We start from the raw sequence: 16,194 nt of genomic DNA on the forward strand, positions 1-16,194 counted from the left end.
GCTCAGATCCTATTTCACAAAGCGGCGGAAGAAGCTGTCCCCGTTCCATTGCGGCCGTCCCGGCGCATTGGCGACGCGCAGAGTCACGGCGGCGACATAGTCGTTGAGCTTCACCGATTCCGCCGGCATCACCGGCTGGTTCGCATCGTCCCTGGGCGAATGGTAGATATTGGCGCGCCAGGCCTTTTCAACCGCCGCCTCCGGCGTGTCCGCCTTGAAGCCATATTTGAAGAATAGCGCGGGGATGCCCGTGCGGATGAAGCTATATTGGTCGGAGCGGATGAAGACGTTCCGGTCGGGGAAGGGATCGGGCGTGATCGGCAGGTTCATCTGCGCGCTCACCGCTTCGGCATCCTTCCCCAAGCTGCTCTGATCGTAGCCGATCGGCGTAACGCTGGTCAGCGGGAAGATCGGCAACGCCATGTCGAAATTCAGGTCCGCCACCATCGCCTTGTGCGGCACGGTCGGCCGCCGGGCGAAATAGGTGGAGCCGAGCAGCCCCTTTTCCTCCGCCGTCACGAAGGCGAACAGGATCGATCGCCTGGGCTTCACCTTGCTCTCGCGCAGGGTGCGGGCGATTTCGAGCAGGCTGGCCACGCCGGAGGCATTGTCGATCGCGCCATTATAGATCGCATCGCCCTTGATCGGCGTGCCGACGCCATAGCCGTCGAGATGGGCGGACAGGATGACATATTCCTTTCGCAGCGCCGGGTCCGTTCCGGGCATGAGCGCGATGATGTTGGGCGATGAGATGTCCGAGCGTCTGGCCGCCACCTTCGCGTCCAGTCGCCGGGCAAGCGGGAAAGAAGGCACGGGCGCGGATTTGTCGGCGGCGGCGGCGATCTCCGTGAAATCATGACCGGAGCCCGCAAAAAGCAGCGCGGATTTGGCGGGATCGAACTGCGCGCTCAGGAAAGGCGCGGCAGTCTCTCGCAAGGCCTGGTCGCGGAAGAACAGAGCGGGTTGGCTGGCCAGGGCCATGCGGCGGTCCCAGGGAATCTCGACCTGCTTGGGCGTGACCAACTGGATCAGGCCGAGCGCGCCCTGTTTGGCCAGCCATGCGGCGCGTTCCGAGCGTGCATGGGATTTGAGCGCGCCGGAAATGGTCGAGGGGCCGCCGGAAACGACCACCACGATCTTGCCCTTAAGGTCGAGCCCGGCGAAATCGTCATGGTTCACTTCGGGCAGATGCAGGCCATAGCCCGCGAAGACCAGCGGCGCGCTGACGGTTGGCGGAACGGGGCCGCCGCCACCCGAGAAAATGATGTCGGCGGGCACGGCAAGCGCCGTTTCGCCCTCCGCTCCGGTCAGGCTGGCGCTGCTGTCCTGCGACAGGATCACCTGCTCCGTGAAGGCGATGGGCTGTTTATAGCCATGCGTGCCCGCTGGCTGGAGGCCGAGCGCCTGAAGCTGAGCGATCACATAGTCGGCTGCCTTGTCATAGCCCGGTTTGCCGGTGCCTCGTCCTTCATAAGCGTCGCCGGCAAGGGTGCGGACGTGGCTCCACCAGGCTTCCGCCCTATTGTCAGGTGCAGCCAGGGCCGTCGTGCTGATCAAACCCAGAAGAAGTCCGGAAAATAGTTTGCGCATCAGCCACATGCCCTCTTTTGGAAACCTGACGATCTTGCCCGATCCGGTGCGACGAACAAGGGGGCTTGGAACCGCTACGCCCTATTCGTATCAGGATCGCGATAGAGGTTGGGAGACCGTCATGCCGCTTCCCCGTTTTCTTGTTCTTCTGACCGTGACGATAGCGGGATTGGCGGCTCCCGCAGGGGCGGCGACGCGGGGCTTCACCCTCTCCAGCTTCGATGCGATCCGGGTGGATGCGCCGATAGAGGTCGTGATTACCACGGGCGCCGGAGCTTCGGCGCGGGCGGAGGGTGATCAGGCTGTGCTGGACCGGCTGAAGCTGGACCTGTCCGGACGCCTGCTGGCGGTGACGATGGAGCGAGCGCAGCCGGGCGAGAAATCCGGCGGGCGGGCGGTGCTGCGGCTGTCGACCGGCGATCTGGGCCGTGTCGTGCTGACCGGGGGTGGATCGGTTTCGATCAGCCGGATGAAGGGGCTGCGCGGGGAGATCGTGCTGGGCGGCAATGGCGACGTCAGCGTGGCGGCGGTGGATCTGGAGCAGCTCCATCTGGGCGTGGTGGGGGCCGGGCGGGCGAATCTGGCCGGGCGGGTCGGTGTCGCGACCGTGCGGGTTACTGGTCCGGGCGCGGTGGCGGCGGAGGGACTGCGGGCGCGGCAGGCCGTGGTCGCGAATGACGGGCCGGGGAATGTGGCGCTGACGGCGGAGGTGACCGCCAAGGTGACGGCTTCCGGGTCGGGCGACGTGACGGTGGCGGGAAAAGCGGCGTGCAGCGTCGACAATCGCGGGACGGGGCGGATCAGTTGCGGGGGTGCGGCTTATTAGGATGGGATTGGAGGCAGGCTCCCTGATATATCAGGTTAGGCAAGTCTTTACTTCGCATGCGTTACGACGGGCCGAATTCTGGCTGGATTGTTTGATGCGTCGTCTGCTTGCCCTTCTTCTTCTTTCCGCGCTGATCGCGCCCGAAACCGCGATGGCGCAGGTCGCCGTGGCGGATAGCGGCGATACGGCGTGGATGATCCTGTGCGGCGTGCTGGTGCTGCTGGCGGCTTTGCCGGGACTGATGTTGCGTCATGCGGGATTGGTCCATGCGCGCAGCGCCCTGTCGGTGGGCATGCAAGGGCTGGTGGTGGCCGCAGGGATTTCGCTGCTCTGGGGGATCATCGGTTACAGCCTCGCCTATGCGCCGGGAAGCGGCTGGCTGGGCGGGCGGGCGCATATATTGCTCGCCAATCTGGGGGCGTTGCGGGATGGGCTGACCGTGCCGGAATCGGCCTTCGCGCTGTTCCAGATGGGGCTGGCCGTCTTCGCCGCCTGCCTGTTGCCCGGTGCGGTGGCGGAGCGGGTGCGTCTGGGATGGATGACGGCCTTTGCCCTGCTCTGGCTGTTGCTGGTCTATGCGCCGGTGGTGCATTGGGTCTGGGGTGGCGGATGGCTGGCAGGCCTGGGCGTCATGGATTTTGCGGGCGCGCTGGTCGTGCATCTCTGCGCGGGTTTTTCGGCGCTGGCGCTGGTGCTGATCGTGGGCAAGCGACGGGCGGTTTCCGGGGGGCATGCGCCGCTTCTGAGCCTTGCAGGTGGCGTGCTGCTGTGGATCGGCTGGGCGGGGATTGTGGGTGGCTGGGCCTTTGGCGCGACGGACAATGCCGCGACGGCCATTCTCAACGCCCATTTCGCGGCCTGCGCGGGCGCTTTCGGCTGGATGCTGGTGGAGCGGATCGATCTTGGCCGGGTGACGACGACCGGAGCCGTGTCGGGAGCGTTGGCCGGGCTGGTGGCGATTTCCGCTTCGGTGGCCCTGGTCGGACCGGGCGGGGCGATGATGATCGGGCTGATCGCCGCGCTGCTTTGCCGGGTGGCCAAGGCGCTGCTGGGTGCGCGGATCGACGATGCGGCGGATGTGTTCCTGATCCACGGGCTGGGTGGGCTGATCGGGGTGTTGCTGCTGGTTCCCTTCGTGCTCCCGGCGCTGGGCGGAGTCGGCTTCGCGGCGGGGATCAGCCTTGGCGGCGCCATCGTCGCGCAGGTCATCGGCATAGTGGTGGTGGCGCTGTGGGCGATGGCCGGATCAGCGATCATCGCCCTGATGCTGTCGGTGATCGTGCCAGCCCGGATCGGCGCGCGGGAGGAGGAGGAAGGCCTCGATCTGACGCAGCATAAGCAGCAGAGCTGGGATTTTCGCTAAAGGTGGGCATCGCCGTCGGCATATTCGCGCATCAGGAGGAACGGCGGATCGGGCTGTGCCTGGCGTCCCTGCCGCTGGACCGGGCGGACATCGTCTTTCATGTGCTGGTGAACGGGTCGACGGACGCCACTGCGGCGCGGGCGCGGGAGGCGAGCGGCGGACGAGCGAATGTTATCGTCCATGACATGGCCGCCGGTGGCAAGGCGCGGACATGGAATCATTTCGTCCACGACCTGCTCCGCGGCGATGAGGATGCCGTCATCTTCATGGATGGCGATGCCGAAATCGTCGCCGGGTCGATCGACGCGCTGACGGCGGCGTTGGCGGCACGGCCCGATGCCAATGCGGCTGCGGGGATGCCGGTCAATGGGCGGTCGGTCGAGGTCTATCGCCAGAGCCTGCGGGATGAACGGGGGCTGTTCGGTGATCTTTATGCGCTGTCCGGACGGTTCGTCGCAGCAGTCCGGGCGCGAGGCTTGCGCTTGCCAGAGGATCTGGTGGGAGACGATGGGCTGGTGGCCGCCTGGGCGCATACCGATCTGGGGCGTGATGCCGATTGGGATCGGGAGCGGGTGCTGGCGTGCGAGGATGCGGGCTTTCGCTGCGAGGCGGTGAGCCTGCTGCGGCCCTCCACGCTTCACATGCAATATCGGCGGATGATCAATTATTCGCTGCGCTATTTCCAGAACCGGATCATTTCCGACATCATGGCACGTGACGGAGTATCGGGGTTGCCGGTTCGCATGGATGCGCTTTACGGCGAATGGTTGCCGCGTTTTCGGCCCCGGCCCTTGCCGACAGGATGGTTCGATCGCAGGGCTTTGGCGCGAATGAGGGGGAAGCGATAAGGCCTCCCCCCTTTCCTTCTCAGCGGTCGCGGGCCGCCAGTTCCTTGTTGACGTAGAGCGCCACCATGGTCGCCACCGCGCCCGAGAGCAGGTAGATGCCCGAGGCGGCCAGACCGAACTTCACCGACAGCAGCAACGCCACCAGCGGAGCGAAGCCCGCGCCGACCAGCCATGCAAGGTCGGAGGTCAGCGCCGATCCGGTATAGCGCGCTTCGGTGGCGAAGTTGGACGCGACCACGCCGGAGGACTGGCCGAAAGCCAGGCCCAGCAGCATGAAGCCCAGGATCATGAAGGCGACCTCGCCCAGATCCCCGCCATTCAAGAGCAACGGCGCCATGACGCTGAAGATCGCGATGCCGAGCGCCGACCATGCCAGTAGCGAGCGGCGCCCGATCTGGTCCGCGACGAAGCCCGAGACGACGATGGCGAGCAGGCCGACCGACGCGCCGATCATCTCGATGATCAGGAAGCGTTCCAGCGGCTGCTTCGTGAACAGCGCGACCCAGCTCAGCGGGAAGACCGTCACCATGTGGAACAGCGCGAAGCTGGCCAGCGGGGCGAAGGCGCCGATGATGATGTTGCGCCCTTCCGCCTTGACGGTGGGCAGCACTTCGGAGGGTTGCAGATCCTTCTGTTCGAACAGGCGCTCGAACTCATGGGTCACGACGATCCGCAGGCGGGCGAACAGGGCCACGACGTTGATCGCGAAGGCGACGAAGAAGGGATAGCGCCAGCCCCAGTCGAGGAAATCCGCGCGAGACAGCGTCATCAGGAAGAAGGCGAACAGACCGCTCGCCACCAGCAGCGCCAGCGGTGCGCCCAATTGCGGCACCATCGCATACCAGCCGCGCTGATGCTGCGGCGCGTTCAGCGACAGGAGCGAGGCGAGGCCGTCCCAGGTTCCGCCGAGCGCGATCCCCTGCGCGGCGCGCAAAATGACCAATACGACCGCTGCATAGTGGCCAATGGTCTCATATCCCGGCATGAAAGCGATCGACGCGGTCGATCCGCCCAGCAGGAACAAGGCCACGGTCAGTTTCGTGCCCCGACCGAAATGGCGGTCGATGGCCATGAAGATCAGCGAGCCGATGGGCCGCGTGATGAAGGCGACGGAAAAGATCGCGAAGGAATAAAGCGTGCCGGTCAGGGCATCCACATAAGGGAAGACCAGGTGCGGGAAAACGATGACCGAAGCGATGGCATAGACGAAGAAATCGAAGAATTCGGAGGTGCGACCGATGATGACTCCGATGGAAATATCACCCGGCGCGATCTTGTGGTCCCGCGCATTGATCAGGCGCGCATCATCCTCCAGCGACCGGGAGGTGAAGGTCATGGCCTGTGAACTCATAGGCATCCGCTCCTTGGCTTAAGCCACCGGAACCCTTTTTCTGTTCTGCCGGCGGCCACGAACAGGCAACATAACAGAAAACCCGCAGAGTCTAAGCAGTATCCCGCAATCCAAGCATTTTTTGCACCTGCGCACTATGGGACAAATTGCCCACTGTTCGACTCCCTGTGGACGGGTTAGCGCGCGCTCATGCCACACCCCCTCTTCCCCAACTGGACCCGAATTTTCCGCTGGTCCGCTCCGATTCTGGCGCTGCCGCTGACGGCATGCAACTGGGTCGTGATGAACCCGTCGGGCGATATTGCGGTGCAGCAGCGCGACCTGATCCTGATCTCGACCGCGCTGATGCTGCTGATCGTCATTCCCGTCATGGCGCTGGTCGTCTTTTTCGCCTGGCGTTACCGCTCTGCGAACGAGGCGGCGGAAAAGGAATATGATCCGGATTGGGATCATTCGACCAAGCTGGAGCTGCTGATCTGGTCCGCGCCGCTGCTGATCATCATCTGCCTGGGCGCGCTGACCTGGGTGAGCACGCACAAGCTGGACCCCTATCGGCCGCTGGACCGGATCGACGCGCAGACCCCCATCGACCCCAAGGTGAAGCCGCTGACTGTCGAGGTCGTCGCGCTCGACTGGAAATGGCTGTTCATCTATCCGGAGCTGGGCATCGCCACGGTCAATGAGCTGGCGGTCCCGACCAATGTGCCGGTGCGTTTCGACATCACCGCCTCGACGGTCATGAACAGCTTCTACATTCCTGAACTGGCGGGGCAGATCTATGCGATGCCGGGCATGAAGACGCAGTTGCATGCGGTCGCCAACAAGGCGGTCGGTGGCGTGGGCTTTTCCGCCAACTATTCGGGCGCGGGCTTCAGCCATATGCGCTTTGCTTACAAGGCGCTGGACCGGGCCGGTTTCGACGGCTGGGTGGCGAAGGTGAAGGCTGGTGACGTCAATCTGGACCGCAATGTCTACCTGACGCTCGCCAAGCCCAGCGAGAAGGCGCCGGTCGCCTATTTCTCCGCCGTCGATCCCAAGCTGTTCGACGCGGTCGTGAACCTTTGCCCCAAGCCCGGCCAGCGCTGCATGGGCGAGCTGATGCACATCAACATGATGGGCGGCGCGGGCAAGGAATCGGCGCATGAGACCGAAGGCCTTCGCTACGACTTCCCCAACAGCCATGTGATCGACCAGACCGAGCGCAATAAAGGCGTGCAGACCGCGCCGGACGCTCCGGGGGCCACCGAGGCTCCAGCCGATCACTCCTCCCATAGCGGCGCTGACGCGCACGCGCAGCATCGGTAAGGCCCATGACTGGCACAATGACAACAGCACAGATGATCTTCGGTCGTCTGACATGGGACAGCTTCCCATGGCATGAGCCCATCATTGTCGCGACCTTCGCGGCGGTGGTGCTGGGCGGCGCGGCGCTGGTCGCGGCGCTCACTTATTTCAAGCTCTGGGGCTATCTCTGGAAGGAGTGGTTCACCAGCGTCGATCACAAGAAGATCGGCATCATGTATATGGTGCTGGGCCTCATCATGTTCCTGCGCGGCTTTGCCGACGCGATCATGATGCGCTTACAGCAGGCGCTCGCCTTCAACGGGTCGGAGGGCTATCTCAACGCCCACCATTATGATCAGGTGTTCACGGCCCATGGCGTCATCATGATCTTCTTCGTGGCGATGCCGTTCATCACCGGTTTGATGAACTATATCGTCCCGTTGCAGATCGGTGCGCGCGACGTCAGCTTCCCCTTCCTGAACAATTTCTCGTTCTGGATGACCACGGGCGGCGCGGTGTTGGTGATGATGTCGCTGTTCCTGGGTGAGTTCGCCCAGACCGGCTGGCTCGCCTATCCGCCGCTTTCGGGGATCGCCTACAGCCCGGCCACGGGTGTCGATTATTATATCTGGGCGCTACAGGTGGCCGGTATCGGCACGACCCTGTCCGGCATCAACCTGATCGCGACCATCGTGAAGATGCGCGCGCCGGGCATGTCCCTCATGAAGATGCCGGTGTTCACCTGGACCTCGCTCTGCGCGAACATCCTGATCGTCGCGTCCTTTCCCATCCTGACCGCCACGCTCGTCCTGCTCTCGCTCGACCGCTATCTGGGCACCGCCTTCTTCACCAATGATTTCGGTGGCAATCCGATGATGTATGTCAACCTCATCTGGATCTGGGGCCACCCGGAAGTCTACATCCTCATCCTGCCGCTGTTCGGTGTTTTCTCCGAAGTCACCTCGACCTTCTCGGGCAAGCGTCTCTTCGGCTACACCTCCATGGTCTATGCGACCTGCTGCATCATGGTGCTGTCCTACCTCGTGTGGCTGCACCACTTCTTCACCATGGGGTCGGGCGCCAGCGTCAACAGCTTCTTCGGCATCACGACAATGATCATCTCGATCCCGACGGGGGCCAAGCTGTTCAACTGGCTGTTCACCATGTATCGCGGCAAGATCCGTTTCGAGCTGCCGATGATGTGGACCGTCGCCTTCATGCTGACCTTCACGATCGGCGGCATGACCGGCGTGTTGCTCGCCGTTCCGCCCGCGGACTTCGTGCTGCACAACTCGCTGTTCCTGATCGCGCACTTCCATAATGTGATCATTGGCGGCGTGCTGTTCGGCCTGTTCGCAGCGATCAATTACTGGTGGCCCAAGGCGTTCGGCTTCAAGCTGAACGTCTTCTGGGGCAAGGTGAGCTTCTGGTGCTGGCAGATCGGTTTCTGGATGGCCTTCACCCCGCTCTACATCCTGGGCCTGATGGGCGTCACCCGCCGCATGCGCGTGTTCGACGATCCGTCGATCCACATCTGGTTCATCATCGCCGCCGTCGGCGCTGCGATCATCGCGGCGGGCATCGGCGCCATGCTGGTCCAGTTCGCAGTCTCCATCTGGAAGCGCGAGGAACTGAAGGACGAGACGGGCGATCCGTGGAACGGCCGCACGCTGGAATGGGCGACGTCGTCGCCGCCGCCGGAGTATAATTTCGCCTTCACGCCGGTCGTCTACGACACCGACACATGGGCGGACATGAAGCGGAACAATTATCAGCGTCCGCTCTCCGGCTACCAGCCGATCCATATGCCGAGCAGCACCGGCGCGGGCGTGATCCTCGCGGGTCTGGCGACGCTCTGCGGCTTTGCGCTGATCTGGTACATCTGGTGGCTCGCGGGTCTCAGCTTCGTCGGGATCGTCGCGGTCGCGATCGGCCACACCTTCAACTACAAGCGCGACTTCCACATCCCGCAGGATGTCGTGACGCGCACCGAGGAAGAGCGCACGCGCACCCTCGCGGCGGCAGGAGCCTGACACTCATGACTAGCGCAACTGCAATGGCGCATCGGGAAGAGCGGGCCTACCACCTGCCCGAGGAGCCGCACCTCCACGAAGGCCACAGCACCAATCTGGGCTTCTGGATGTATCTGATGAGCGACTGCCTCATCTTCGCCATCCTCTTCGCCACCTATGCGGTGCTGGGCGGCAGCTATGCCGGCGGGCCGGGGCCGAAGGATCTGTTCGACTTGCCGCTCGTCGCGCTCAACACCGCGATGCTGCTGTTCTCGTCGATCACCTATGGCTTTGCCATGCTGGCGATGGAGAAGAACAGGGTCAGCGCCACGCAGGGCTGGCTGGTCGTCACGCTGCTGTTCGGCGGGGCGTTCCTGTTCATCGAACTCTACGAATTCGCGCATCTCATCCATGAGGGCGCGGGTCCGCAGCGTTCGGCGTTCCTGTCCTCCTTCTTCACGCTGGTCGGCACGCACGGGCTGCACGTCACCTTCGGTTCGATCTGGCTGATCACGCTGATGGTGCAGGTCGCGAAAAAAGGTCTGATCCCGGCCAACAAGCGCCGGCTGATGTGCCTTTCCATGTTCTGGCACTTCCTCGACGTCATCTGGATCGGCGTCTTCACCTTTGTCTATCTGATGGGAGTCCTGCGGTGAGCAACGCTGTCCATCCTCATGGTGGCCACGGCCACCATCATGACGATCATCATGAAGAAGGCTCGCACGGCAGCTACGGCAGCTACATGATCGGCTTTGGTCTGTCGGTGATCCTGACGGCCATCCCCTTCTGGCTGGTGATGAGCGGCGTGCTGCACGATCCGCAGCTGACCGGCGTGGTCATCATGGGCTTTGCCGCGGTGCAGGTGATCGTCCACATGATCTACTTCCTGCACATGAACACCCGCGTCGAAGGCGGCTGGTCGTTCATGGCGATGATGCTGACCATCGTTCTGGTCGTTATCGTCCTGTCGGGATCGCTGTGGGTCATGTATCATCTGAACGCCAATATGATGCCGCATGCGGACATGGACATGAGCGCCATGCACGACATGTCAACGATGCAGAATATGAGCGAAATGCCGTGAAAACGGCCCAAGACGGGGGGCGCTCCAGGCGCTCCCCGGCCTTTCTGATCGGCCTGACGCTGATCGCCCTTCTGTTTTTTGCCGGTTTCTGCGCGCTCGGCGCCTGGCAGGTCCAGCGCCTGAGCTGGAAGCGCGACCTGATCGCCCGCGTCGATGCGCGAATCCACGCCCGCCCCATCCCCGCTCCCCGTGCCGCCGCAAGGGCCGATGAATATCGCCGGGTGAGGATTTCGGGCCATTTCCTTCATGGCAAGACTGCGCTCGTACAGGCGGTGACCGTGCGCGGCCCCGGTTTCTGGGTGCTGACGCCGCTCGTCACTGACCAGGGCTTCACCTTGATCGTCAATCGCGGCTTCGTGCCGCCGGACAGGCGCCGGGATTATGCCCGGCCCCAGGGCGAAGTGCATGTCGCGGGGCTGTTGCGCCTGAGCGAACCGGGCGGCGGTTTCCTGCGCTCCAACGATCCGGCGACGGATCGCTGGTATTCGCGTGACGTGGCCGCGATCGCCGCCGCTCGCGGGATCGATGGGCCGACCGCCGATTATTTCATCGACGCCGATGCAGCGAGCGGTCCCGACAGCCTGCCGGTCGGCGGTCTCACGGTCATCAAATTCCCCAACAGCCATCTGCAATATGCGATCACATGGTTCGTGCTGGCGGCGATGGTCGCGGGCGCGTACATGTTCGTCATGCGTCAGGAGCGGAAAGACCGCCGGGGATGAACCGGAACCTGCCGATCAGCACCCTCTGGCAGCCCAGCCAGTGGCCGGCCGATGCTGCGGGCCGCAAGAATCTGGCGCTGCTGGTGCAATTGCGCTGGCTGGCGATTGCGGGCCAGCTCATCACCATATTGGCGGTGCATTTCGTCATGGGCATCCGTCTGCCCATCGCCCCGATGCTGCTGGTCGCGGGCATGGCGATATTGATGAATGGCCTGAGCTTCGGCGTTCTGCGCAAGCGGACGGACGTGTCCCATGCCGAACTGTTCCTCTCGCTGCTGTTCGACGTGCTGCTGCTGACGGCGCAGCTTTATCTTTCCGGCGGGGCGACCAATCCCTTCATCTCGCTCTATCTGGTGCAGGTGGCGCTGGGCGCGGTGCTGCTCGACCGCTGGAGCATCTGGGGGATCGTCTTCGTTTCGACGCTCTGCGCGGGACTGCTGGCGCTGCATTATCGGCCGCTGGACCTGAATGGCGTGCTGGAAGGCCATTTGTTCGACCTGCATATCATCGGCGCCTGGATCTGCCTGACCATGATCGCGGTGCTGCTGGTGCTGTTCGTGCTGCCGGTGACACGCAACCTCCAGGTGCGGGACGCCTATCTGGCGAAACTGCGGCAACAGGCGGCGGAGGAGGAGCATATCATCCGGATGGGCCTGTTGGCGTCGGGCGCGGCGCATGAACTGGGCACGCCCCTGTCGCAGCTTGCGGTGGTGCTGGGCGACTGGAAGCATATGCCGGAGATCACCGGCCATCCCGACCTGGTGGAAGAAGTGGAGGAGATGCAGGCGGCAGTGCAGCGCTGCAAGGCGATCGTGACCGGCATCCTGCTGTCTTCCGGCGAGGCGCGGGGCGAAGCGCCGGAAGTCACCAATGTGCGCGATTTCATCGACGGCATCGCCATGGAGTGGCGCAGAGCCAATCCGGGCATGCCGCTGCGCTGCGATTTCGGGCCGCATGACTATCCGCGCATCATTGCCGATCCGGTGATCCGGCAGGCGATCGGCAATCTGCTCGACAATGCGCGGGAGGCAGGCGCGACCTATATCGACCTGCTGGTCGGGCGCGACAGCAGCTCGCTCAACATCGCGGTGCGCGACAATGGCAGCGGCTTTTCCGAGGCCATGCTGGAGGATTTCGGCAAACCCTACCGATCGAGCAAGGGCAAGGAAGGTCACGGCCTGGGCCTCTTCCTGGTCGTCAATGTCGTACGCAAGCTGGGCGGCAGCGTCAGCGCAAGCAATGGCGCGGATAGCGGGGCGCTGATCCTGTTGCGCCTGCCGCTGGGCACCGTGGCGATGGAAGAGGAAAATGCCGATGTCTGAGCGCGTGCTGGTGATCGTCGAGGATGATGAGGCATTTGCCAAGACGCTCAAGCGCTCCTTCGAGCGGCGCGGCTATGTGGTGCTGACGGCGGACAGCCATGCGGCACTGGAAATGGTGCTGACGGGCAGCAAGCCGGGCTTTGCGGTGGTCGACCTGAAGCTGGGCGCGGAGTCCGGGCTTGTCTGCGTGCAGACATTGCATGCCCATGATCCGGCGATGGTGATCGTCGTGCTGACCGGCTTTGCCAGCATCGCGACGGCGGTCGAAGCGATCAAGCTGGGCGCTTCCAACTATCTCGCCAAGCCGTCCAACACCGATGATATAGAGGCGGCGTTTGCGCGCTCCACTGGCGACCCATCCACGCCGCTGGCGCCCCGTCCGACATCGATCAAGACGCTGGAATGGGAGCATATCCATGAAGTGCTGAAAGACAGCGACTTCAATATTTCCGAAGCGGCGCGGCGCCTGGGGATGCACCGGCGGACGCTGGCGAGGAAGCTCGCCAAGCGGCAGGTGGGCTGAACCTAAGTTTCAGATGGAGCGGGTGAAGGGAATCGAACCCTCGTCGTAAGCTTGGGAAGCTTCTGCTCTGCCATTGAGCTACACCCGCCTGCCTGCGCGGCTTAGCCGTTGATCCGAATGGCGTCAACGACATCGCGGCGGAGAATTTCAGAGGGGATGGCGCCATGGCGGCCGATATTCCAGCCGGCAAGGCGATGGCCCGCCAGCCCGGCGCCCGCGAACAATCGCTTTCGGAAGCGGAACGTCCGGCACGCAGAAGCGTTGTTCAGGGCGAACAAGATAATCCACGGGGACCCACATGAGCACGGCGGCACCGGAAGGATCTGGAAACCGCTTCGAGTTGCTGGTCCAGAACGTCACTGACTATGCGATCTACATGCTGTCGCCCAACGGCATCATCGTCAGTTGGAATCCCGGCGCGCGCCGCTTCAAGGGCTATGAGGCCGAAGAAATCATCGGTGAGCATTTTTCCCGATTCTATACGCCGGAGGATCAGGCGGCAGGCATTCCCGCGCTGGCGCTGGAAACGGCGGAGCATGAGGGCCGGTTCGAGGCCGAGGGATGGCGCGTTCGCAAGGACGGTTCGCGTTTCTGGGCCCATGTCGTCATCGATCCCATTCGCGAACCCGGCGGCCAGTTGATCGGCTTTGCCAAGGTCACGCGCGACCTGACCGAACGCCGCGCAGCCGAAGAGGAATTGCGGCGCAGCGAGGAACGATTCCGCCTGCTGGTGCAGGGCGTGACGGACTATGCCATCTACATGCTCGACCCGGTGGGGACGATCACAAGCTGGAATCCGGGGGCCGAACGGTTCAAGGGCTATAAGGCCGAAGAGATATTGGGCCAGAATTTCGCCCGCTTCTATTCGGAGGAGGACCGCATGGCCGGCCTGCCCTCACGGGCGCTGGAAACAGCGGCCAGGGAAGGACGGTTCGAAGCTGAGGGATGGCGCATCCGCAAGGATGGATCGCGCTTCTGGGCGCATGTCATCATCGACGCGATCCGGGAAGCCGATGGCGAACTGATCGGCTTTGCCAAGATCACCCGCGACCTCACCGAACGGCGCGAGACGCAATTGGCGCTGGACGAAGCGCGGGAAGCAATCTTCCAGGCGCAGAAGATGGAGGCCATCGGCAAGCTGACCGGGGGCGTCGCCCATGATTTCAACAATCTGCTGGCGGTGATCGTCGGCAGCCTGGACCTGGCCAGGCTGCGGCTGGCGACTGGGGCCGACATATCCCGCTATATCGACAACGCCATGACCGCGGCCGAGCGCGGAGCGACGCTGACGCAACGGATGTTGGCCTTTGCCCGCAAGCAGGAGTTGAAGCTGCAAAGCGTCGATTGCGTCGCCCTGGTGCGGAACATGGCCGATCTGCTGAAGACGACGCTGGGCACCGGAGTCTCCATCGAAACGCGCTTTCCCCTGCATCTGAGCGCCGCCCATGCCGATCCGGCGCAACTGGAACTGGCGCTGCTGAACCTGGCGGTGAATGCGCGGGACGCGATGCCGGGCGGCGGGCGGATCATCATCGAGGGCGCCGAAGCGACGCTGTCGAAAGCGCAACGGCCCGATCTGGACGGCCGACGCTATGTGCGCCTGTCGATCATCGATGAGGGCGAAGGCATGAACGCGGCCACGCTGGATCGGGCGCGCGAACCCTTTTTCACCACCAAGGGGATCGGCAAGGGCACGGGCCTGGGCCTGTCCATGGCGCATGGCTTTGCCGAACAATGCGGCGGATCGCTGACCATCGTCAGCGAGCAGGGACATGGGACCACCGTGTCGCTATGGCTGCCCGTCGCACCCGCAGGCATGGTGGCGGACGAGCCGGTCGTGACGTCCGACATAATGGCTGCCGCGTTTGTGGAACCGCTGGTCATTCTGGCGGTGGACGATGACGATCTGGTGCTGACCAACACCGCCGGCATGCTGGAGGAATTGGGGCATACCGTGTTCCAGGCGACATCGGGGCTGGATGCGCTGCGGGTGCTGGAGCAGGGCAGCGTCGATCTGGTGATCACCGATTATGCCATGCCGGGCATGACCGGCACGCAACTGGCGGACGAGATAGAGGAACGGTTGCCCGGCCTGCCCGTCGTCATCATCACCGGCTTTGCCGAATTGCCGCCGAACATGACCAGGCGGCCAAGGCTGGACAAGCCGTTCAAGCAGGCCGAACTGGCCCGAATGGTGACGTCGGTGACGCAAGGGGGGCAGAAGCTCGTCAAGCTGGCCGCCCATTCGGACGATCTGTAACGCGATCTTTACCAAGCTGGGCGAAACATACGTAAAACATAGATTTTTCGGTCTTCACCCCTTGCATGCAGTGGGGAGTTCGCCAAAGAGACATGAACATCGTCCGCCCCTTTTCCACCAGTTCGCAGGATCGCATGAACACGCCAGCCGCGCCGACTTCGCATTTCTACACGTCGCTGCGCATGCGCCTGCATTATCTGGACTGGGGCAACAGCGCGGCGCCGACGCTGATCCTGGTGCATGGCGGGTTCGATCATGCGCGGAGCTGGGACTGGACGGCGCGGGCGCTGGCGAGGGATTATCATGTCATCGCGCTCGACCTGCGCGGCCATGGCGACAGCGCCTGGTCGGCCGAAGGTTCCTATATGATGGCGAACTATGTCTACGACCTGGCGCAGTTGGTCGAACAATTGGGCCGGGGTCCGGTGATATTGGTCGGCCATTCGCTGGGCGGTTCGATCGCGCTGCGCTATGCCGGACTGTTCCCGGAAAAGGTCGCCAAGATCGTCGCCATAGAGGGGCTGGGCCTATCGCCCAGCCGGATCCAGGAACATGCGGCGAAACCGGCGCCCGAACAATGGCTGCAATGGATAGAAAAGCGGCGGACGCGGGCGCGGCAGACGCGTCGGCATTACCCGACCATAGAGGCGGCAGTCGCGCGCATGCGGGAACGCAACGACCATCTGTCAGTCGAGCAGGCGATGCACCTCACCATCCACGGCGTCAATCGCAATGAGGATGGCAGTTACCGCTGGAAATTCGATCCCTATCTGCACGACCCGGCGCCGCAGGCCTGGAACGACATGGACCTGCCCGAATTCTGGAGCCGGATCGCTTGTCCGACCCTGTTGTGCCTAGGGCTGGATAGCTGGGCGTCCAATCCGGTGAAGGACGGACGCGCCGCGCATTTTCAGGATGCCCGGCTGGTCGAATTCGCGGATGCGGGCCACTGGCTGCACCATGACCAGTTCGACCGCTTCATCGCGGAATTGCGCGGATTCCTGTGATT

The 16,194-nt window shown here is 63.5% G+C and carries 14 protein-coding genes and 1 tRNA gene; 12 read left to right on the top strand and 3 right to left on the bottom strand.

The window, feature by feature from the left end; all coding sequences use genetic code 11:
• Positions 1–9 precede the first annotated feature (9 nt).
• Complete coding sequence (locus K426_RS14200; protein WP_066561817.1) at positions 10–1,590, bottom strand: M28 family metallopeptidase; 1,581 nt, start codon at positions 1,588–1,590, stop codon at positions 10–12.
• A 121-nt stretch (positions 1,591–1,711) separates the two neighbouring features.
• On the opposite strand from K426_RS14200, the gene K426_RS14205 reads away from it, so the two are divergent.
• The 3 genes from K426_RS14205 to K426_RS14215 all read left to right on the top strand — a co-directional run bounded on the left by K426_RS14205 (position 1,712) and on the right by K426_RS14215 (position 4,627).
• The gene (locus tag K426_RS14205; RefSeq protein ID WP_066558274.1) at positions 1,712–2,416 is read left to right on the top strand and encodes a GIN domain-containing protein; all 705 of its coding nucleotides are present in this window, start codon (positions 1,712–1,714) and stop codon (positions 2,414–2,416) included.
• Positions 2,417–2,510: 94 nt separating this feature from the next.
• Complete coding sequence (locus tag K426_RS14210; RefSeq protein WP_066558276.1) at positions 2,511–3,779, top strand: ammonium transporter; 1,269 nt, start codon at positions 2,511–2,513, stop codon at positions 3,777–3,779.
• Between the two features lie 2 nt (positions 3,780–3,781).
• Positions 3,782–4,627 carry a glycosyltransferase gene (locus tag K426_RS14215; protein ID WP_066558279.1) on the top strand — a complete coding sequence of 282 codons (846 nt, stop codon included), beginning with the start codon at positions 3,782–3,784 and terminating at the stop codon, positions 4,625–4,627.
• A gap of 19 nt (positions 4,628–4,646) precedes the next feature.
• Here the strand turns inward: K426_RS14215 and K426_RS14220 are convergent, their stop codons facing one another.
• Complete coding sequence (locus K426_RS14220; RefSeq protein ID WP_066558281.1) at positions 4,647–5,978, bottom strand: MFS transporter; 1,332 nt, start codon at positions 5,976–5,978, stop codon at positions 4,647–4,649.
• Between the two features lie 189 nt (positions 5,979–6,167).
• On the opposite strand from K426_RS14220, the gene cyoA reads away from it, so the two are divergent.
• The 7 genes from cyoA to K426_RS14255 are packed head-to-tail and all read left to right on the top strand — an operon-like array spanning position 6,168 to position 12,925.
• Positions 6,168–7,283: a ubiquinol oxidase subunit II gene (gene cyoA / locus K426_RS14225; RefSeq protein WP_082748600.1), complete on the top strand. Its 1,116-nt coding sequence runs from the start codon at positions 6,168–6,170 to the stop codon at positions 7,281–7,283.
• 5 nt (positions 7,284–7,288) lie between these two features.
• Positions 7,289–9,295: a cytochrome o ubiquinol oxidase subunit I gene (gene cyoB / locus K426_RS14230; RefSeq protein WP_066558287.1), complete on the top strand. Its 2,007-nt coding sequence runs from the start codon at positions 7,289–7,291 to the stop codon at positions 9,293–9,295.
• A gap of 5 nt (positions 9,296–9,300) precedes the next feature.
• Positions 9,301–9,930, top strand: coding sequence for a cytochrome o ubiquinol oxidase subunit III (gene cyoC, locus K426_RS14235; protein ID WP_066558292.1), 630 nt, complete (start codon positions 9,301–9,303; stop codon positions 9,928–9,930).
• Positions 9,927–10,358: a cytochrome o ubiquinol oxidase subunit IV gene (cyoD, locus tag K426_RS14240; RefSeq protein ID WP_066558295.1), complete on the top strand. Its 432-nt coding sequence runs from the start codon at positions 9,927–9,929 to the stop codon at positions 10,356–10,358. Before cyoC ends, cyoD begins: the two co-directional genes overlap by 4 nt.
• Entirely contained in the window at positions 10,355–11,080 is a 726-nt protein-coding gene (locus tag K426_RS14245; protein ID WP_066558297.1) for an SURF1 family protein, read from the top strand. The genes cyoD and K426_RS14245 overlap by 4 nt, the downstream gene beginning before the upstream one ends.
• Positions 11,077–12,402: an ATP-binding protein gene (locus K426_RS14250; RefSeq protein ID WP_066558299.1), complete on the top strand. Its 1,326-nt coding sequence runs from the start codon at positions 11,077–11,079 to the stop codon at positions 12,400–12,402. The genes K426_RS14245 and K426_RS14250 overlap by 4 nt, the downstream gene beginning before the upstream one ends.
• Positions 12,395–12,925: a response regulator transcription factor gene (locus K426_RS14255; protein WP_066558302.1), complete on the top strand. Its 531-nt coding sequence runs from the start codon at positions 12,395–12,397 to the stop codon at positions 12,923–12,925. Before K426_RS14250 ends, K426_RS14255 begins: the two co-directional genes overlap by 8 nt.
• Before the next feature lie 14 nt (positions 12,926–12,939).
• Here K426_RS14255 and K426_RS14260 read toward each other — a convergent pair.
• Positions 12,940–13,013 (bottom strand) — tRNA-Gly (locus tag K426_RS14260).
• Between the two features lie 210 nt (positions 13,014–13,223).
• Here K426_RS14260 and K426_RS14265 point away from each other — a divergent pair.
• A complete protein-coding gene (locus K426_RS14265) occupies positions 13,224–15,185 on the top strand; it encodes a hybrid sensor histidine kinase/response regulator (protein WP_066558307.1) in 1,962 nt (653 codons plus the stop codon).
• 134 nt (positions 15,186–15,319) lie between these two features.
• Positions 15,320–16,192, top strand: coding sequence for an alpha/beta fold hydrolase (locus tag K426_RS14270; RefSeq protein ID WP_066561819.1), 873 nt, complete (start codon positions 15,320–15,322; stop codon positions 16,190–16,192).
• Positions 16,193–16,194: the final 2 nt, after the last annotated feature.

It is taken from the genome of Sphingobium sp. TKS (assembly GCF_001563265.1).
In the GTDB taxonomy this organism is placed as follows: domain Bacteria; phylum Pseudomonadota; class Alphaproteobacteria; order Sphingomonadales; family Sphingomonadaceae; genus Sphingobium.